Below are 19,174 nucleotides of genomic sequence, written 5' to 3'. Positions count from 1 at the left end.
AAATGCAATACAATATCAAAATCCAACCAGCAGGTATTAGCTATACAAGTGAAGAGAATCTTCTTGATGATGCATTATCGCAATCAATACCATTAGAGCACAGCTGTAAAACAGGTGATTGTGGTGCTTGTAATGCTGAAATAATTTCAGGAATAGTTGAAAATGAAAATGGTGAGTCGGTAACTCAAGGGAATATTCTTACCTGTCAATCAAAAGCGAAATCAGATGTTATACTAAAAACTAATTATTATCCTGAATTAGTTCATATCAAACAACAAACGCTACCATGCAAAGTCGCAAGCTTTGAATATGTAACTAAAGATATTGTTTCAATTAAGTTTCGATTCCCATCAACCGCTAAACTTGATTACCTGCCAGGGCAATATGTGGATTTAAGTTTTAAAGGTGTAAAACGCAGCTACTCAATCGCAAATGCCAGATCTGAATTAAAAGAGTTAGAGCTTCATATTCGAAAAGTATCAAATGGACAAATGTCAAAGTTGTTGTTTGGTGATCTGAAAGTAAACCAATTAATGCGTATAGAAGGACCGAAAGGAACTTTTTTTGTAAAAGATAATGTTAAGCCATTAATTTTGATAGCGACAGGTACAGGTATTGCTCCAATAAAAGCTATAGTAGAAGAACTCATAGCAAAAGAAGATAAGCGTGATGTTCATATTTATTGGGGGATGAAATATCAGAAAGAACTATATTGTAATGAGTTAGTCGCATTAGCCAATCAAAATCAGAATATATCATTTACCGCAGTATTATCGCGGGAACTTGAACTACTACCTGATTATCAACAAGGTTATGTCCAAAATGCAGTTGTTCGAGATTTTAATTCATTAAATGGTGTTGAAATTTACGCTTGTGGTTCTCTTAGTATGATAGAGGATGCGAAAGCCTTATTCTTACAATATCATCTTCCGGTGGGTGCATTTTTTTCAGATGCATTTACCCCCGCGAAATAGATTTAATTATGGAGATAAAAATGAAAGCAGTCATCTTAGCTGGTGGTTTAGGAACACGCTTAAGTGAAGAAACAGCATTAAGACCAAAACCAATGGTTGAAATCGGTGGTAAGCCAATTTTGTGGCACATAATGAAACAATACTCAGCACATGGTGTGAATGATTTCATTATTTGTTGTGGTTATAAAGGCTACGTAATTAAAGAATACTTCGCTAACTATTTCCTTCATATGTCAGATGTTACTTTCGATATGGAAAATAACGAAATGAAGGTACACAGAAAGCGAGCTGAACCATGGACCGTAACGTTAGTAGATACTGGTGATAATTCAATGACTGGTGGCCGTTTAGGTCGTGTTGCAGATTATCTAAAAGATGAAGAAGCATTCTGCTTTACTTATGGTGATGGCGTAGGTGATGTAGATATTACAAAAACGATCGAGTTCCATAAGTCGCATGGTAAAAACGCAACATTAACAGCAACGTTCCCCCCTGGTCGATTCGGTGCGTTAGATATTTCTGAAGGACAAGTAAATAGCTTTAAAGAAAAGCCTAGAGGTGATGGAGCTATGATTAATGGTGGCTTCTTCGTATTGTCGCCAGAAGTGTTAAAGCTGATTGATGATGATAGTTGTACTTGGGAGCAATATCCATTAAACAAATTAGCAGAAGATGGCGAGTTAATGGCGTATGAACATCACGGCTTCTGGCAACCAATGGATACGTTAAGAGATAAAGTGTATTTAGAAGATCTTTGGCAAGATGGCAAAGCACCTTGGAAAATTTGGGAGTAAATGATGAATCCTAGTTTTTGGCAAGGGAAAAAAGTATTTATTACAGGGCATACTGGCTTTAAAGGTGGCTGGTTGTCGTTGTGGCTTCAGGAAATGGGAGCGATAGTAAAAGGGTATTCATTACCTGCACCAACCACACCTAGTTTGTTTGAAGAAGCAAAAGTGTGGGCAGGTATGTCGACTGAAGAAGGTGATATTCGAGATTTCCCACACCTTAGAGAAGTGATTTCTGGATTTAAACCTGAAATAGTATTTCACATGGCAGCACAACCATTGGTTCGTTTATCTTATGATGAACCGATGGAAACCTATTCTACTAACGTGATGGGAACTGTTTATTTACTTGAAGCGGTGAAACAAGTTGGCGGCGTTAAAGCGGTTGTAAATATTACGTCCGATAAATGCTATGAGAATAAAGAATGGGTTTGGGGTTATCGTGAAGATGAAGCTATGGGGGGGTATGACCCATACAGTAGCAGTAAAGGCTGTGCTGAGTTAGTTGCTTCTTCATACCGACAATCTTTCTTTAATAAAGATAAATATGAACAACATGGTTGTGCGCTAGCTTCAGTTCGTGCTGGTAATGTTATTGGTGGTGGTGATTGGGCTGACGATAGACTAATTCCTGATATGCTTAATGCTTTTTCTAATAATGAAAAAGTAGAAATCCGCAGCCCTTACGCAATTAGACCTTGGCAACATGTTTTAGAACCACTTTCTGGTTATATAACCATTGCTGAGCATCTATATGAGAAAGGTCTTGATTTTGCTGAAGGCTGGAACTTTGGTCCAAAAGAAGAAGATGCAAAACCTGTTGAATGGATTGTTGAGCGATTAACACAACAATGGGGAGAAGGTGCTGAGTGGTATTTAAGTGAAGGAGAGCATCCGCACGAAGCCCATTATTTAAAATTGGATTGCTCTAAAGCGAAAATGCGTTTGAATTGGCAACCCGTGTGGGATCTCGAACATACATTGACAAAAATTGTAAATTGGAAAAAAGCTTGGCTAGATAAGCAAGATATGCAGCAATATACGATTAATGAAATTAAAGAATACATGACAGCAAGAGCAGGAAATAAATAATGTCTAAAGAGCTAATAAGAAGTAAAATTGCAGATCTTGTTGATCAATATGCAGAACTTGAATATGCGCCTAAAGAATTTGTTGCTGGTGAAACGGTAGTGCCACCATCAGGAAAAGTATTGGGTGCGAATGAATTAAAAATGATGGTTGAAGCATCGCTGGATGGTTGGTTAACCACTGGACGCTTTAATGATGCATTCGAGAAGCGTTTAGGGGAATACTTAGGTGTACCTTATGTGTTAACAACAACATCTGGCTCTTCGGCTAACTTATTAGCATTAACAGCGTTAACGTCGCCAAAATTAGGTGAGCGTCAATTAAAACCAGGTGATGAGGTAATTACTGTTGCTGCTGGTTTTCCTACAACGGTAAACCCTACGATTCAAAACGGATTAATCCCTGTTTTCGTTGATGTTGATATTCCAACATATCAAATCAAATCTGAGATGATTGAAGCGGCCGTAACTGAAAAAACAAAAGCGATCATGGTTGCTCATACTTTAGGTAATGTATTTGATTTGTCTGAAGCGCGTCGTGTTGCTGATAAATACAATCTATGGTTAATTGAAGATTGCTGTGATGCATTAGGATCTACATACAATGATCAAATGGTTGGTACATTTGGTGATATCTCAACAGTAAGCTTTTATCCTGCTCATCATATTACAATGGGTGAAGGTGGTGCGGTATTCACTAAAAATAAAGAGCTTCGTAAGTTAGTTGAATCGTTCCGTGATTGGGGTCGTGATTGCTACTGTCCACCAGGCTGTGATAACACGTGTGGTAAGCGCTTTGATCAACAGTTAGGTTCTTTACCTGATGGTTATGACCATAAATATACGTATTCTCACCTTGGTTACAATTTGAAAATTACGGATATGCAAGCCGCTTGTGGTTTAGCACAAATGGATCGTGTTGAAGATTTAGTTCAAGCTCGTAAAGATAATTATGCGCATTTAAAAGAAGGTCTAGCTTCATGTGAAGAGTTTATTATTCTTCCAGAAGCAACTGAAAATTCAAATCCATCATGGTTTGGTTTTCCTATTACAATTAAAGAAGATAGTGGTATTAAACGTGTTGAACTTCTTAAGTTTATGGACCAATTTAAGATCGGTACTCGTTTATTGTTTGCTGGTAATTTGACTCGTCAACCGTACTTTAAAGATGTTGAGTATCGCGTTGTTGGTGAACTAACTAACACTGATTTAATTATGAATAATACATTCTGGATTGGTGTGTATCCTGGTTTAACTAAAGATCATTTAGACTTTGTTATCGAAAAGTTTGAAGAATTTTTTGGTGTGAGCTTTTAGTTTTACTATGAAGCCTCTGGTTAATTTATGAAAATTCTAATTTATGGTGCGACAGGTTATATCGGTAATGTGTTAGCTCGGCAGTTATTATGCTATGGGCATCAGGTTGGCAATGTAAGTCGACAGAGTTCTATGATTCCTTATGTTGATAATTATTTGTTTGACGATAACATTAATGATGTACTAGAAGAGTTCTTACCGGATAAAATTATATATATGTCAGCATGTTTTAATAATCTTGATGTTTCAAGTATTGTGGATATAAATATAAAAAAGCCATTAGAAATATTAAGTTCACTTGAGGCTAATAATCATATTGAGTTTATATATATAGGCAGTTATTGGCAATTTGGTGATGCTAGTTTAAAAGAGACGCCAATTGACTTATATTCATCATCTAAAAAAGCAATGGTTTCATTTCTTGATTATTATAGATTATATACAAAGGTAATATGTAAAGAAATTGTATTATTTGGGACATATGGAGAAAGTGATCAAAGAGGTAAACTTTTAGATTACTTAATTACCATGTCTAACAAACAAGACAAGGTTAGTTTAACAGAGGGAAATCAAGAGCTTAACCTAAGCTTTGTTGATGATGTTTGTAGCAGTATTATTGATGTTTGTTTTAAATTAGAGGGTGATAGATTTCAGATCTTATCTGATGTGAATAGCACACCTAGAGATTTAGTTCGGATAATAAGAAAACACCAAAAAATTGATGTTGATTTCGGTGCGGTGAAATATCGTGCAGTCGAATTGATGAAGTTATGGACTGATCCAGATTATCAAATGATACATATAAAAGATAATATTGAGAATTATATTAAATCTAAGTTGAATTATGTCGAAGTTAGTTAAAAATTCAATATTGTATACAACATTGAGTATATTTGAAAAAAGTTTCATGTTCTTTATGCTTCCTGTATATACGGCATATTTATCTCCTGAGGATTTGGGGCAATATAGTTTAGTCGTTGCGATTAATGCATTTTTAATTTTATTGTATTCATTGTCTTTAGAGCATGGGTTAGGTAAGTTTTATTACGATTATAAAGATGATGACCATAAGGTTAAGATATTATTTAGTACGATATATTCATCTGTTTTTTTTGCATCAATTATGTTTACGTTTCTATTTTTTGTATCGTATGATTTTTTATTTTTTAAATTCTCTGAAAATGAACAACTTTATGAATTGTTAAAAACAGGCTTGCTTTGTATTGTTTTTTTTCCTTGTTATTCGATGTTTAAGCAAATGTATCAAGTAAAGCAAGATGCAAAGAAATATGGTCTTATTAGTTTTTCATATACTTTATTGTTAGTGATTATAAATGTAGTTTTAATTGTCTTATTTGGTATGAAGTCAGAAGGCCTTTTATATGGGTTACTATGTGTCAATATTATATTTTTCTGCTATTCAACAATAAGCTTCTTTAAAAATAATGGTTTTTTCTATGATTTTAAATTGTTATTGAAAGTATTGAAATATTCATTTCCATTACTCCCTCATAGTATCTCAAGTGTAGTTACTTCAATGTCTGACCGTATATTGATAGGTTTTTTTCTTACACTTTCTTCTGTTGGTTTGTATACAATATCTAGTCAAGTATCATTTATTTTTGGTGTTTTGATTAGTGCTTTTTCTATGGCATACGGGCCTGTTTTTTTTGAAAAAATCAAAGGTGAAGAAAAAGGGAAAATTGAATTGTTGAAAATAGCTAATATTGGTGTTCCTATTTTTTGCTTTATCGGAGTATCACTAAGTTTTTTTTCTAAAGAAATTATTATGGTAATGGTATCGGATGATTATTTAGAGGCTTATAAATATGCTATGATTCTTATATTTGTTTTTGTTTTTCAATCAGTTTATATATTTACAGCTGGGCCTTTACTTGTTAGTTCAACGAAAATATATGCTTTGGTAAGTATATTATCTTCCGTTTTAAATGTGATTTTAAATATACTATTGATTCCTATATATTATATTTATGGTGCAGCTATTGCTACATTAATAAGTAAGATTGTATCTGTTTTTTTATATAGTTATTTTGGGTATAAATCTAAAGATAGGTTAGATTTTAATTTTAAATTATTAATAGGACTTCCTTTTTTCTCATTGTTTTTGGTTTTTTCTTTAGAACCATTAATTAATCAGCAAAGTATGTGGATAGAAATTGGTCTAAAAATATTTATTTCTTTTATATTCCTAATGTCAATTTCTTATTTTAACAAAGATATATTTTTATTTGTTAAAAGTAATGTTATAAGATTGTGGGCTAAAAAATGAAAAAAATATTAACTATATGTATACCAACATATAATCGTTGTGAAAAGGTAAAGAACACTATAACGTCGGTACTGAAAATTAAAAGTGAAGCTATCGATGTTATCGTTTCAGATAATAACTCTCAAGATGATACTTGGCAGGAAATTAATAAGTTCACAGACCCTAGGTTGAAGCTGTATAAACAGAATAAAAATGTGGGTTTCAGTCAAAATTTACTCGATATTGTAAGTAGAGCTAAAACAAGTTTTATATTTCTTCTTAGTGATGATGATTTACTAGAATCTAAGTTTATTGATGATTTGATAAATTCAAATTCCCTTAATGTTGATTCGGTTGGTTTGATATATGGTAGTATATTAAAAGAATATAATAATGAATATTATTTGAAATATAATAATGGGATATACTCTAAGGGTAAGGCTATATCTGAGGTTGCTTTAAAACATCCTTATATGTCAGGTATGTTGCTGAATAAAGATTATATAGATATTGATTTTGTTCGTAATTTGATTGAGAATGAAAAACGATTATTATACCCTCAAGAAGTTATGGTTTTAACTATATTAAATAATGATAATGATATAATAACCTTATCAGATATATGCTGTTATCAAGGGGTGCCAGGGAAGTCTCATATAGTAGATGAAAATGCTTATTATTATTTTAAAGAAAGACTATTTCTATTTAAACAATATGTACGTATTTTTGATATGATTTTTGAATCTTGTGAATATAGGAGGATATTATACTCTAACCTTGCTGAGTTTGCTTCTGGTATATGTTTTAGTATGTCATATTTAATTTGGGGGAATGGTTTTTTTACTAAAGTGTCTAATAAATTTAATTATTACAAGTCAATGTCTGATATTAAGGGTATGTTTTTGTTATTTAATTTAAAATTAATAAGGTGCTGTATGATAAAAATTATTGAATTATTGAAATTAAAATCAATGTTAAAAAAAATAATGAGAAAATAATATGCTAAATAACAAAACAGTTTTAATCACGGGTGGCACAGGCTCATTCGGTAAACAATTCATCAAAACAATTCTTGAGCGTTACCAAGACGTAAAAAAAATCATTATTTATTCTCGTGATGAGTTGAAGCAATTTGAGATTAAACAAAACTACCCACATAAAGACTTCCCACAGTTACGCTTCTTTATTGGTGATGTTCGTGATCAGCAACGTATGATCCAAGCTTGTGAAGGCGTAGACGTTATTATTCATGCAGCAGCCATTAAGCAAGTAGATACGGCAGAATACAACCCTACAGAATGCATTAAAACGAATATCACTGGTGCTGAAAATGTTATTCATGCTGCTTTACAGTGTGGGGTTAAGAATGTTGTTGCGTTATCTACAGATAAAGCATGTGCACCAATTAATTTATACGGTGCGACAAAGCTAGCATCTGATAAATTATTTGCAGCGGCAAATAATATTAAGGGCTCTAAAGATATCCGTTTTAGTGTTGTTCGCTACGGTAATGTTATGGGCTCTCGCGGTTCGGTTATTCCATTCTTTATGCAGAAAAAAGAAGAAGGATTATTACCGATTACTCATGAAGAGATGACACGTTTTAATATTTCCCTTCAGGATGGCGTAAACATGGTGATGTATGCGTTAGATAATCATTTAGGTGGTGAAATTTTCATACCTAAAATCCCATCATATAAAATTTTAGACATTGCTCAAGCTATTGCTCCTGGGTGCCCAACGAAAGTTGTTGGTATTCGCCCAGGTGAAAAACTTCATGAAGAGATGATCACGGATACCGACTCGTTGAACACGATCGATTTGGGTAAGTATTATGCAATCTTACCATCGGTTTCGTTTACCTATACTGAAGCTGAGTACATGGATCACCATAAAGCAGAAAAAGTGCCGTTTGGTTTTAAATACAATTCAGGTACGAATACTGAATGGGAAACGGTTGAAGGCCTACGTGAGTTAATTGTTGAACATGTAGATTCTAAATTTTCAGTATAGTTGAGAATAAAATATGATCCCTTATGGTAAGCAAGAAATTACTCAACAAGATATTGATGCCGTTGTTGATGTACTTAAGTCTGATTTTTTGACACAAGGTCCGCAAGTTCCAGCATTTGAAGACGCACTTAAAACCCATACCGGTGCACAATATTCATTAGCCGTAAATAGTGCGACATCCGCATTACATATTGCGTGTTTGGCGCTTGGCTTAGGCAAAGGCGATAAGCTATGGACAACGCCTGTGACGTTTGTTGCTTCTGCAAACTGCGGCTTATATTGTGGTGCCGATGTTGATTTTGTGGATATTGATCCACAGACTTACAATATGAGTACAAGTGCTTTAGAAGCGAAGTTAATTAACGCAAAAGTAAGTAATACACTACCTAAGGTGATTGTACCCGTCCATTTGTGTGGACAATCTTGTGATATGAAGAAAATCTATTCATTATCAAAAGAGTATGGATTTAAAATTATTGAAGATGCATCTCATGCTATTGGCGGTCGTTATTTTGATAAACCTATCGGTAATTGTGCGTATTCAGATATTACGGTTTTTAGCTTTCATCCTGTAAAAATCGTGACCACCGCTGAAGGTGGCGCAGTGATGACGAACGACCAAGAGCTGGCGGATAAGATGGCTTTATATCGAAGTCATGGTATTACTCGTGATGTTACTCAAATGAAAAATGAGTCTCATGGTGGTTGGTATTACGAGCAAATTGATTTAGGTTTTAATTACCGAATGACTGAGTTGCAAGCTGCATTAGGGGTAACTCAAATGTCTCGTTTAGATGATTTTGTGTCAGCTCGTCATAAATTAGCAACACGTTATAATCAATTACTTAAAGGATTGGCGATCACGCTCCCCTATCAGCTTGAAGAGACGTATTCAGGTTTACATTTATATGTGATCCGTTTGAAACTAGATCTTATAGCGAAAACGCATAAAGAAGTCTTTGATGAATTAAGAGATAAAGGGATTGGCGTAAACTTGCATTATATTCCAGTGCATACTCAACCTTACTATCAAGATATGGGCTTCAAATTGGGCGATTTCCCAGAGTCTGAGCGTTATTATCAAGAAGCAATATCGTTACCAATATTCCATATCATGACAGAAGAGCAACAAGATACCGTTGTCCGTGTTTTATCTGAAATATTAGAGAATTAATCATGAATATAGCAATCATTCCCGCTCGTGGCGGAAGTAAACGAATTCCGAAAAAAAATATTAAGTTATTCCATGGTAAACCAATGATTGCTTACTCAATTGAAGCGGCTATTCAGTCCGGTTGTTTTGATAAAGTTATAGTGTCGACGGATGATCAGGATATTGCGGATATTGCCATTGAATATGGTGCTGATGTTCCTTTTTTTCGTCCATCTAATATATCTGATGATTATGCGACCACAATGGATGTTATGCAACACGCCATAAATTGGTGTATTGAGCAACAATGGAATGTTGAAGCCGTATGTTGTCTTTATGCAACAGCCCCTTTTATTACGTCTGATTATTTAATTCAAGGTTATGAAAAGCTTATAAAAAATAAAGCAGATTTTGTATTCAGTGCTGCTACCTTTTCTTTTCCAATTCAAAGAGCAATTAAATTAACGGAAAAAGGGGAAGTTTCAATGTTTTCTCCAGAATATGAGCAAACACGCTCTCAAGATCTGGAGGAGGCTTATCATGATGCCGGCCAATTTTACTGGGGTAAAGCGAACTCTTTTTTAGAGAGGAAAGCCATGTTTGCTAAGCACTCAACTGTTATTTTATTACCTAGAAGCCGAGTTCAAGATATTGATACGGCAGAAGATTGGAGTTTTGCAGAGCTTCTGTATTCTGCTTTGGAAAGTGAATAAACATGATGAATATTGTTTTTAGAGTTGATGCTGCTCCTCATATGGGCGGGGGGCATTTAAGTCGTTGCCTCACTCTCGCTAATGGGCTTAAAAAGAAAGGTTTTACGAGTTTATTTATTTTAAGAAACCATCCTAACTGTCCTAGTCATCAGGTGACAAATGCAGGACATTCCCTGGTTCTACTGCCATTTCAAAATGAAAATACGGTTGATGTTAATTCGTATACTAGTTGGGTTGGCGCCTCGTGGGATTTTGATGCTGAACAAACTCTAAAAGCAATGACCGAACAATTCAATCATGATGTTGATTGGTTGATAGTAGACCATTATGGTCTCGATGCTTGCTGGGAAGAATATTTTTTGTCGAAAGGCATAAAGATTGGCGTTATCGATGATTTGGTTAATAGAACACATTCGTCTCGTTTTTTGTTAGATCAAACATGTGGCCGTGTAGAGGAAGAGTACAAGGGATTGGTTTCTCGAGGAACGACGCTTTTTGTTGGTGAGCGTTATTGTTTGCTAAGAGATGAATTTTTTCAATTAAGAGAGAGTGCGATTTCCAGACGGAAACAACTTAAAACTGTACGTAAGTTACTTATAAATTTTGGAAGTACTGATCCTACTGGCCATACGCTCAAGGCCCTAAAAGGCTTGAAACGGTATGCGGTTGAGACGGATGTAGAAGTATTGATTGTTGTTGGTAGTGCTTGTCCTTTTATTTACGAAATAAAAGAGGCTTCTGAATCCTTACCTTATAAGGTAAAGCTATATATTGATTCGACTTCGATGGCTGAATTAATTAAAGATTCAGATTTAGCAATAGGTGCAGCGGGTGTTAGTACTTGGGAGCGTTGCTTTCTTGGTCTGCCTACTTTATTGGTAAAGACAGCTGAAAATCAAACTGATGTTGTTCAAAGGGTAATTAGATCTGGTGCCGCAATAGGGTATTTTGAAAACTTAGAATGTGAGAATTCATTGTTACTTGCTTTAAAAAATATGGAAAAAGATTATAGCAATGTCTCTGAGTCAGCACTTAATATGGACATTGGTGGTGGTTTGGATAAGGTCATTACTTTAATTACAGAGGATATGTAATTTTATGAGTAGCGTTATTATTACTGGGTGTACTAGTGGTGTCGGGTTGGCCTTTCATGATCTTGTGACTCGTTCTTCTTCTCCAATTTTTCAATATATCTTTATTGGAAGAGAGTTAGGGCGTTTGAATCAGCAAGTAAAGCAAACCTATTATGAATTGGACTTATCTAAAAGTGGCCATATAGATTGGACTTCAGTCTATGGAAAGAAACCGCCTAAAAAAATTACGTTTATCTCCAATGCTGGCACGATCGATCCAATCGGAAGAATTACAGTTAACAATGCTGATATATTAAGAAAAGCGGTAAACGTAAATTTAATTTCACCTATAGAAATGATTTCGAGTCTGATTCTTTGGGCTGAAAGCAATTCAGTCTCAATTCGAGTGATTAATATTTCTAGCGGTGCTGCAAATAATCCGATAGCTGGATGGGGAAGTTATTGCATGTCTAAAGCAGGAATAAAAATGTTTTTTGATGTAATTTCAAAAGAAAATGATTTTGTTGAAGTCGAGCATTTTGATCCTGGTGTAATTGATACGGCTATGCAAGAAAAAATAAGAGGCTCAGAGAGGGATGCGATGCCATCTGTCGATAATTTCAAAAAAATTCAACAAGAAGGGCAATTAAAGAAACCAGAAGATGTTGCGGCTAAGCTAATGTTTATGTGCGGTCGTGATCTGTGAAAATTGCGGTTATTTCAGATATTCACTCAAATAAGCCAGCTCTTGACGCTGTAATTCTAGATATTAAAAATAATAGGTGTACTCATATTTTCGTTCTCGGAGATTTAATCGGTTATTATCATTGGCCTAAATATGTCGTTGAAGAATTAATGACGCTTGATAATTGTACTGTTATTCGTGGTAACCATGAAGATTTGTTAGTTAAAGCCAGAAATAACAAAGAATTTAATATGGAATGTTATAGAAAATATGGCAATGGCTTAAATGTTTGTATTGAAAATTTATCAACAGAACAAATGGCATGGTTAGATTCATTACCTACTTCCGCAGAAGTATGTATTGATAATTTAAAAATAGGGCTTTTTCATGGTAGTGAACGAGAAACTGATGAATATCTTTATCCTGATGTTTCTAAGTCCCGAATAAAAGAGATCCCTGATGACCAGTTTGACTTTATATTTTTTGGTCACACACATTACCCAGTTGTTTTTAATAAAGGATGTACCGTGATTGCTAATCCTGGATCTGTTGGACAACCAAGGGATGTAGGTTCTTTAGCGAGTTATCTTATTTTAAACACAAGAAATCGCGCGATCAGTTTTAAAAGAGTCCCTTTTGATAGTCATGAAGTGAGAAATAAAGTACTTGAATATGATCCTGATTACCATTATTTAACTGAAATATTAAAGAGAAATAACCCATATGCATAACATCAATAAATTATTAGACGCAGTATTGGTCAGTGGCGGTGGAGGGGATATTGGTGTCGCCATTGGTCGTATTCTTCAAGAACTTAATATCTCTAATGTTATTGGGTGCGATGTAAAGAGAGAGCATGCTGGGGAATGTGTGTTTGACTTTTTTTCTCAAGCTCCGTTAGCGAATGATGATAATTATTTTGAGTTTTTAAAGAATACCTTTGAGCAATATAAAGTCGCACTCTTTATTCCGACCAGTGAAGCAGAGATTAAAGCTATTTTTGATTTTGGTCTCGTGAACGGTGAGTTGTTTGGTGTTCCTGTTTTGATAACGAATGAAAAGACAGCACTTATTGCATTGGATAAACTAGAGACAGCGAATGCATTAAAAGTAATGGGAGTTAATGCGCCTTGGACAGAACTTGCCACATCGCTACCAAAATCACTTCCTTGTATCTTTAAACCAAGAAGTGGCCAGGGAAGTAAAGGTCTGAAAGTCGTCCATACACTTTCAGAAGCTCAAAGTCTATCTGGCTCTGAAGGGTATATTTGGCAAGAACTGTTGTTACCTGATGAGCAAGAGTTTACTTGCGGAGTTTATCGACACGCTAATGGTGAATGTCGTAGTATTTTGATGAGAAGAACACTTAGCGGTGGTTTTACCGATAAAGGTGAGGTGATTAAAAATCCTATTATTGAACATTATATCTCGACCATAGCCGAAAATCTTGATGTTCAAGGTGCTATTAATTTTCAACTACGTTTAACGAATAAAGGTCCGGTGTTATTTGAGATTAACCCCCGATTATCGAGTACTGTTATGTTTAGGCATAAACTCGGCTTTACCGATTTAGTTTGGGCTATCGAAGGGATATTAGACTTGTCTTTAAGTTCATATCAAGAGCCAAAAGCGGGAACTAAATTTTATCGTGGAATTCAAGAGTATATAAAGTAGAGTCTTATGAAGAATTATATTGAAATTGCGGGCCGAAAAATAGGAGCTGACTACCCTCCATACATCATCGCAGAATTATCAGCCAATCATAACGGCGATATAAATCGTGCATATCAGATTATGGAAGAAGCAAAAAAAGCGGGTGCTGATGCTGTTAAATTGCAGAGTTATACACACGAAACCATAACCATGGACAGTAATGCAGAAGAATTTCAAATTCATGGTGGTTTGTGGGATGGTCAAACGTTATATGAGCTCTATAAAGGTGCTCACATGCCATGGGAATGGCACAAACCTCTTTTTGAAAAAGCGAAAGAGTTAGGTATTACTATTTTTAGCTCTCCATTTGATTTTACCGCGGTGGATTTACTGGAAGAATTGAACACTCCAGCTTATAAAATTGCGTCATTTGAATTGGTGGATTTACCTTTAATCAAGCGTGTTGCTCAAACGGGCAAACCAATGATTATGTCAACAGGTATGGCAAATCAAGAAGAGATCCAAGAAGCGATTGACACAGCCAGAAATAATGGTTGTAAGGAGCTTCTTGTTCTTCATTGTGTAAGTGGTTACCCGGCACCTGCAGATCAATATAATTTAAAAACTATTGCTGATATTTCTGAGCGTTTTGGTGTGTTGTCAGGTTTATCAGATCATACAATTGATAATGCAACGGCTGTTGCTTCTGTTGCTTTAGGTGCTTGTTTAATTGAAAAACACGTTACGATGGATCGTAAAGGTGGAGGTCCAGACGACAGTTTTTCATTAGAACCTCATGAATTAGCTCAGTTATGTAAAGATTCTAAAACAGCTTGGGCTGCTATGGGACAAGTAAATTACGAACGAACAGAAGCAGAAAAAGGCAATGTTAAATTCCGTCGCTCTTTATATGTAGTAAAAGATATTAAGGCTGGTGAACAGTTTACATCTGAGAATGTAAGAAGCATTCGCCCTGGATTTGGGATTGCACCAAAGTATTATGAAGATGTCATCGGAAGTATTGCAACCGTGGATATTATTAGAGGCACTGCGTTGTCTTTTGATTTAATCAAGTAAATACAATATATAAATGCTCTAGGTATAAATTAATTTATTTAAGAAGAATAAAGGAAAAGACAGTGTGAATTTGGCTAAAATGAAATGATTAATAAGTATAGAGAAAAGCTGTTTCTTGATTAAAAAATGTTCATGCGTTTACCGTATTTATTGGAAAGTTTTTAGTATTGAGTTATTACCTTATGCACTAATTGTTTTCGAATATTGTATGATTATAGTTTTGTATAAACTGCTTACGCACATCATTTTGTGCTAAAAACTAGCGGATAGTTTTATTTTTATTTCACATTGAGAGTTTACTGTGTCTAAATCTGTATATATCATTTCTAAACCTTTGCAGTTATCTGTAGCTGAAATAATTAATAACCGAGAGCCAAGCTCAGAGGTTTTTGTTACCGATATGTTCTTTAATGCACGCGGTATTTTTGAAAATTTGAAAAAACAAAAGCGCTGGGCAAAAGTGTTTTTTGTTGCTAACCGCTTCCAGTCTTTTTTTCTTGCTGCATTACGTAAACCTCAAAAATTATATATAGATGGTGATATTGGTACCCGATTGGCATTGTATATTTTCATGTTTAAAGTGTTATCGGGGTGTAAATGTATTTATGTTTATGAGGAAGGGATTGGAACATATCGTAATGACATATACCTTAATGGATTTAAAAAAAGGTTATTAGAAAAATTCGGCATAGCGACTTATTTTGGAGGAAGCAGGTTCTGTAATGGTGTGTATGTTTTCAATCCTGAGTTGTATATAAAAGTCCATGGCTGGAAGAAAAGTTTTGAAGTTAATTTATTATCTCAATCCATACTAGATTATATGAAGGAGTATTATGATGAATTATGCGATTTGTATGAATTTAATGAAGAAAGCGTAACTAGAGGGGATAAAGTTGAACTTTATATAACTTCCTATGATGTAGATCAGAAAATCTTGCAAAATTTTGAAAATAATCATGGGCATGCGTTTGTTAAGCTCCACCCTCATTTGAAAGAAAATACGTTTAGTGCCTATTTTACTAAAGTGGAATTTGTTAGCAATTGTATCCCTGCTGAATTATTTATTCTGAAACTTTCAAAAAATTATAAGGATGTTGTGATCTATCATCATGGATCTAGTGTTCAAGAATATATGCCATTAAATAATGTCGAATTTATTCGAATCTAGAGTGATTATCCAGAACTCAACCTCTACGTAAGATATATATTTTACTTTATTTTTAAAAAAAATAATTAAAAAAATAATGGGTTATTATAACAAAATGGAAGTATTGACTAAATTTAATTTTATCTACATTGCATTTACAGTGATAGGCTCTGCATCTCTAATGCTATGCCATACGTCATCTCGTATAGGGTTTGCTAAAAATGTTGTTTTTATTCCCATATTTTTAATGTTGTTATTATTATTATTAAGAGATAGAGGTTGGGATTTACAGAATTATAAAAATATATTTGATAATATCCAAAGTGTTTCTTTTAGTGGGTGGGTTGAGCCAGGGTTTCAAGTGGCAATTATTTTTGTTAAAAAAATAGGAGGTGGTTTTAATACTTTTAACTTTTTATATGCTATTAGTATTTGTTTATTAACATACTTAATAGCCACGCATGAATTGAGATATCCCCTTGTGTTTGTTTTGTTGTTATTGTTAGTTTATTTTTTTCGTGGCCCTTATGGGCAAATGAGACAAGCATTAGCAATGTTGTTATTTATGTTTTCTTTAAGGTATATAGAGCGCAAGCAAATACGTTTCTTTATTATAAATTCAGTTGCTTTGACTATGCATTCTATTGCTATTTTACCATTAGTTGCATTTTTATTATTGAAATATATGAGGTTCACTAAAAAACAGTATGTGGTGGGAGTTATAGTTTTTTTATTCTTTATATTAGGTAATTTATCTACACATATTTTAAATTTGAGTCTATTTCATCATTCTTTTTTTATGAAGCTTCAGTTTTATTTATCAAATTCTCATAGTACAGGTGGCTTTATAACACCTGTTGTATTTCGAATTATTTTTGTGACCATTATACTTGCTTTTATATTTCCTCGTTTCACAATGTTGTCTAACTATGAAAAAATCATTTTAAACACTTTTTTTATCGGTATAGTTACCTATGCACTTTGTAGCTATGACTTAAGAATTGCATCCAGAGCTAGTCGAGTGTTTATTATCGTTGAATTATTAATACTGGCGAAAGCTATGGAGTACAGTAAAAATAAAGTTATTTTATCGTTAATTTACCTGCTGTATGGTGCACTATTTTTAGTGTGGGAGCTGTATATTATGTCAAAGGCTGAAGTTATTTATACTTGGAGTTAGGAATGAAAATTGAAATATTAATGGCAACGATGTTCCAAAATAGTATTGATGATATCAATTGGGAAAGTAAGTTTATAAAAGGTGATGTTTTACTCATTAATCAATGTGATTTTGAAAAGGATGAGTCAAAAGACGGTATTAGAATGATTTCAAATACACTTCGAGGTAGTTCAAATAGCCGAAATATGGCGTTAAAAAATGCAACCGGTGATATCTGTATTATTGCTGATGATGATGTTAGTTACTTGGGGAACTATGAGGAAATTATTCAGGACGCATATGAAAGGTATCCTGATGCAGATCTTATAACATTCCAAATTCAAACTCCAGAAGGTACTCCATTTAAAACTGGTTATATAAAAAACGAAATAACACACACAGATATGAGCATACTGAAATGTGCGTCTATTGAAATTACTTTTAAAAGAAAAGCAATTATTGATAAAGGTTTAAAGCTTGATTTAGAGTTTGGCTTAGGTAGTAAATATCGTGTTCATGATGAAATAATATTTTTGAAAGATGCCTTAGATGCAGGTCTAAAATGTATTTATATACCGGTTCCTATTGTTGTGCACCCTGCGGAAAGCTCTGGAACTGATTTTAACGAGGCTCTATTATCGTCTAAAGGAGCTGCATTTTATCGTCTATTCGGTTTAAAAGGTCTGTTATTTGATGTGGCATTTTCTATTAAGAAGTATAATGTCTATAAGAGTAAATTTAGTTTTCTAGGCTGCTTGAAATTAATGATAAACGGCTCTTTAGATTATAAGATGGAACATAAAAAATGAGTAAAGTGAAATATCTAATTGTTGGTGGTGGTGTGTCTGGCTTAGCTTTTGCTAATTTTGTTAAAAGTGATGATTATTTGATTCTTGAAAAAGAGAATGAACTTGGAGGCTTCTGTCGAACGATATACCAAGATGGTTTTGTATGGGATTTTGCTGGGCATTTTTTTCATTTTGCAACCGATACATTAAAAGATTTTTTCAAAAAGAAGATTGATCCAAGTGAACTAGTTGAAAGAACGAAAGAAACAAAAGTTTTCTTTGATGATGCTTTTGTTGATTTTCCGTTTCAATCTAATATACATCAACTTTCTAAAGATAAATTTCAAGAGTGTTTATACGATTTATATTTTAGAGAAGACAAAGCCGTGTATACCTCTTTTCTTGATATGCTTTATGCTAAATTTGGTAAATCGATCACTGAATACTTTTTAAAACCTTACAACGAAAAGCTTTATGCATGTGACCTTAACGAATTAGATGTCGATGCAATGGGAAGATTTTTCCCATATGCGAACTTGGAACAAGTAATTCGTTCATTTAAGAAGCAGTCTGTTGCAAGTTATAACTCTAGTTTTTTATACCCAAAAAAAGGAGCTAAAGTTTTTGTCGACGCACTAGCGTCTGAAATACCCAAAGACAATATAGCTTTAAACGAGTTTGTTGTATCAATTGATTTAAATGAAAAAGTCGCAAAAACAAACCACAGAGAAATTAAATTTGAGCAACTTATTAATAGTTCTCCGTTGAATAGCTTTATGAAATTGGTAAGTGATCCAGTTATTCAGTCTAATGCTAAGGCTCTAAGTTATAATAAAGTACTCGTGTTTAATCTAGGTTTTAATAAAAAATCTGATATTAAGGATACGCACTGGTTATATTTTCCACAAGAAGATATTAACTTCTATCGCATTGGTTTCTACGATAATATTTTAAAAAGTGATCGTTTGAGTTTGTACGTAGAAATTGGTTATCAACCAGAAGATGAAGTTAATATAGAGGAACAGCTGACCTTGACGCTTGATTCACTCAAAAAGACAAATGTAATTACTGACCATGAGCTTGTGTCGTATTGTTCTATTATTATGGACCCTGCTTATGTGCATGTAAGTGAAGAATCTAACGACATTAAAAAGATTACTTTTAATGAATTGTCGAAACATGATATTTATTCAATTGGTCGATATGGTGATTGGAAGTATTGCTCAATAGAAGACTCAATGGTTGATGCTATCGAATTAGCTGAAAAAATAAGTTGA

Annotated in this window: 19 protein-coding genes; all 19 read left to right on the top strand. The window is 33.9% G+C overall.

Annotated elements, in window-relative coordinates:
• Window positions 1-2 precede the first annotated feature (2 nt).
• Window positions 3-974 (top strand): FAD-binding oxidoreductase, encoded by a 972-nt coding sequence (locus A6E04_RS15925; RefSeq protein WP_065611853.1) that lies wholly within the window; start codon window positions 3-5, stop codon window positions 972-974.
• A gap of 20 nt (window positions 975-994) precedes the next feature.
• A complete protein-coding gene (rfbF, locus tag A6E04_RS15920) occupies window positions 995-1,768 on the top strand; it encodes a glucose-1-phosphate cytidylyltransferase (RefSeq protein WP_065611852.1) in 774 nt (257 codons plus the stop codon).
• A 3-nt stretch (window positions 1,769-1,771) separates the two neighbouring features.
• The gene (rfbG, locus tag A6E04_RS15915) at window positions 1,772-2,854 is read left to right on the top strand and encodes a CDP-glucose 4,6-dehydratase (RefSeq protein ID WP_139078848.1); all 1,083 of its coding nucleotides are present in this window, start codon (window positions 1,772-1,774) and stop codon (window positions 2,852-2,854) included.
• On the top strand, window positions 2,854-4,167 hold the full coding sequence (gene rfbH / locus A6E04_RS15910) for a lipopolysaccharide biosynthesis protein RfbH (protein ID WP_065611850.1): 1,314 nt from the start codon (window positions 2,854-2,856) through the stop codon (window positions 4,165-4,167). Before rfbG ends, rfbH begins: the two co-directional genes overlap by 1 nt.
• 27 nt (window positions 4,168-4,194) lie before the next feature.
• Window positions 4,195-5,028 (top strand): NAD-dependent epimerase/dehydratase family protein, encoded by an 834-nt coding sequence (locus A6E04_RS15905; protein ID WP_065611849.1) that lies wholly within the window; start codon window positions 4,195-4,197, stop codon window positions 5,026-5,028.
• Window positions 5,012-6,457, top strand: a complete 1,446-nt coding sequence (locus tag A6E04_RS15900; RefSeq protein WP_065611848.1) for an oligosaccharide flippase family protein — start codon at window positions 5,012-5,014, stop codon at window positions 6,455-6,457. The genes A6E04_RS15905 and A6E04_RS15900 overlap by 17 nt, the downstream gene beginning before the upstream one ends.
• Window positions 6,454-7,434 carry a glycosyltransferase family 2 protein gene (locus A6E04_RS15895; RefSeq protein ID WP_065611847.1) on the top strand — a complete coding sequence of 327 codons (981 nt, stop codon included), beginning with the start codon at window positions 6,454-6,456 and terminating at the stop codon, window positions 7,432-7,434. The genes A6E04_RS15900 and A6E04_RS15895 overlap by 4 nt, the downstream gene beginning before the upstream one ends.
• A 1-nt stretch (window position 7,435) precedes the next feature.
• Entirely contained in the window at window positions 7,436-8,449 is a 1,014-nt protein-coding gene (gene pseB / locus A6E04_RS15890; protein WP_065611846.1) for a UDP-N-acetylglucosamine 4,6-dehydratase (inverting), read from the top strand.
• A 13-nt stretch (window positions 8,450-8,462) separates the two neighbouring features.
• Window positions 8,463-9,623 carry a UDP-4-amino-4,6-dideoxy-N-acetyl-beta-L-altrosamine transaminase gene (gene pseC, locus A6E04_RS15885; protein WP_065611845.1) on the top strand — a complete coding sequence of 387 codons (1,161 nt, stop codon included), beginning with the start codon at window positions 8,463-8,465 and terminating at the stop codon, window positions 9,621-9,623.
• Between the two features lie 2 nt (window positions 9,624-9,625).
• Entirely contained in the window at window positions 9,626-10,315 is a 690-nt protein-coding gene (gene pseF / locus A6E04_RS15880) for a pseudaminic acid cytidylyltransferase (protein ID WP_065611844.1), read from the top strand.
• Window positions 10,316-10,317: 2 nt separating this feature from the next.
• The gene (gene pseG, locus A6E04_RS15875; RefSeq protein WP_065611843.1) at window positions 10,318-11,409 is read left to right on the top strand and encodes a UDP-2,4-diacetamido-2,4,6-trideoxy-beta-L-altropyranose hydrolase; all 1,092 of its coding nucleotides are present in this window, start codon (window positions 10,318-10,320) and stop codon (window positions 11,407-11,409) included.
• Between the two features lie 4 nt (window positions 11,410-11,413).
• Window positions 11,414-12,094, top strand: coding sequence for an SDR family NAD(P)-dependent oxidoreductase (locus A6E04_RS15870; RefSeq protein WP_065611842.1), 681 nt, complete (start codon window positions 11,414-11,416; stop codon window positions 12,092-12,094).
• On the top strand, window positions 12,091-12,804 hold the full coding sequence (locus A6E04_RS15865) for a metallophosphoesterase family protein (protein ID WP_065611841.1): 714 nt from the start codon (window positions 12,091-12,093) through the stop codon (window positions 12,802-12,804). Before A6E04_RS15870 ends, A6E04_RS15865 begins: the two co-directional genes overlap by 4 nt.
• Window positions 12,797-13,747: an ATP-grasp domain-containing protein gene (locus A6E04_RS15860; RefSeq protein ID WP_065611840.1), complete on the top strand. Its 951-nt coding sequence runs from the start codon at window positions 12,797-12,799 to the stop codon at window positions 13,745-13,747. Before A6E04_RS15865 ends, A6E04_RS15860 begins: the two co-directional genes overlap by 8 nt.
• Before the next feature lie 6 nt (window positions 13,748-13,753).
• Window positions 13,754-14,803, top strand: coding sequence for a pseudaminic acid synthase (gene pseI / locus A6E04_RS15855; RefSeq protein ID WP_065611839.1), 1,050 nt, complete (start codon window positions 13,754-13,756; stop codon window positions 14,801-14,803).
• A gap of 301 nt (window positions 14,804-15,104) precedes the next feature.
• Window positions 15,105-15,971, top strand: a complete 867-nt coding sequence (locus A6E04_RS15850; protein ID WP_065611838.1) for a hypothetical protein — start codon at window positions 15,105-15,107, stop codon at window positions 15,969-15,971.
• Between the two features lie 94 nt (window positions 15,972-16,065).
• The gene (locus tag A6E04_RS15845) at window positions 16,066-17,130 is read left to right on the top strand and encodes an EpsG family protein (RefSeq protein ID WP_065611837.1); all 1,065 of its coding nucleotides are present in this window, start codon (window positions 16,066-16,068) and stop codon (window positions 17,128-17,130) included.
• A gap of 2 nt (window positions 17,131-17,132) precedes the next feature.
• Entirely contained in the window at window positions 17,133-17,918 is a 786-nt protein-coding gene (locus tag A6E04_RS15840) for a glycosyltransferase family A protein (protein ID WP_083199050.1), read from the top strand.
• The gene (locus A6E04_RS15835) at window positions 17,915-19,174 is read left to right on the top strand and encodes a protoporphyrinogen/coproporphyrinogen oxidase (RefSeq protein WP_065611836.1); all 1,260 of its coding nucleotides are present in this window, start codon (window positions 17,915-17,917) and stop codon (window positions 19,172-19,174) included. Before A6E04_RS15840 ends, A6E04_RS15835 begins: the two co-directional genes overlap by 4 nt.

Origin of the sequence: Aliivibrio logei, assembly GCF_001691055.1 — a bacterium.
In the GTDB taxonomy this organism is placed as follows: domain Bacteria; phylum Pseudomonadota; class Gammaproteobacteria; order Enterobacterales; family Vibrionaceae; genus Aliivibrio; species Aliivibrio salmonicida.
The sequence above is the reverse complement of the archived record's forward strand: the minus strand, read 5'-3'. Positions and strand labels throughout refer to the sequence as shown.

Bases quoted from the DNA above. Each gene is read 5' to 3' on its own strand.
- A6E04_RS15900 (WP_065611848.1), top strand. From the start codon at position 5,012: ATGTCGAAGTTAGTTAAAAATTCAATATTGTATACAACATTGAGTATA.
- A6E04_RS15925 (WP_065611853.1), top strand. From the start codon at position 3: ATGCAATACAATATCAAAATCCAACCAGCAGGTATTAGCTATACAAGT.
- pseI (WP_065611839.1), top strand. From the start codon at position 13,754: ATGAAGAATTATATTGAAATTGCGGGCCGAAAAATAGGAGCTGACTAC.
- rfbG (WP_139078848.1), top strand. From the start codon at position 1,772: ATGAATCCTAGTTTTTGGCAAGGGAAAAAAGTATTTATTACAGGGCAT.
- A6E04_RS15845 (WP_065611837.1), top strand. From the start codon at position 16,066: ATGGAAGTATTGACTAAATTTAATTTTATCTACATTGCATTTACAGTG.
- A6E04_RS15840 (WP_083199050.1), top strand. From the start codon at position 17,133: ATGAAAATTGAAATATTAATGGCAACGATGTTCCAAAATAGTATTGAT.
- pseF (WP_065611844.1), top strand. From the start codon at position 9,626: ATGAATATAGCAATCATTCCCGCTCGTGGCGGAAGTAAACGAATTCCG.
- A6E04_RS15870 (WP_065611842.1), top strand. From the start codon at position 11,414: ATGAGTAGCGTTATTATTACTGGGTGTACTAGTGGTGTCGGGTTGGCC.
- A6E04_RS15895 (WP_065611847.1), top strand. From the start codon at position 6,454: ATGAAAAAAATATTAACTATATGTATACCAACATATAATCGTTGTGAA.
- pseG (WP_065611843.1), top strand. From the start codon at position 10,318: ATGATGAATATTGTTTTTAGAGTTGATGCTGCTCCTCATATGGGCGGG.
- pseC (WP_065611845.1), top strand. From the start codon at position 8,463: ATGATCCCTTATGGTAAGCAAGAAATTACTCAACAAGATATTGATGCC.
- A6E04_RS15905 (WP_065611849.1), top strand. From the start codon at position 4,195: ATGAAAATTCTAATTTATGGTGCGACAGGTTATATCGGTAATGTGTTA.
- rfbF (WP_065611852.1), top strand. From the start codon at position 995: ATGAAAGCAGTCATCTTAGCTGGTGGTTTAGGAACACGCTTAAGTGAA.
- pseB (WP_065611846.1), top strand. From the start codon at position 7,436: ATGCTAAATAACAAAACAGTTTTAATCACGGGTGGCACAGGCTCATTC.
- rfbH (WP_065611850.1), top strand. From the start codon at position 2,854: ATGTCTAAAGAGCTAATAAGAAGTAAAATTGCAGATCTTGTTGATCAA.
- A6E04_RS15860 (WP_065611840.1), top strand. From the start codon at position 12,797: ATGCATAACATCAATAAATTATTAGACGCAGTATTGGTCAGTGGCGGT.
- A6E04_RS15835 (WP_065611836.1), top strand. From the start codon at position 17,915: ATGAGTAAAGTGAAATATCTAATTGTTGGTGGTGGTGTGTCTGGCTTA.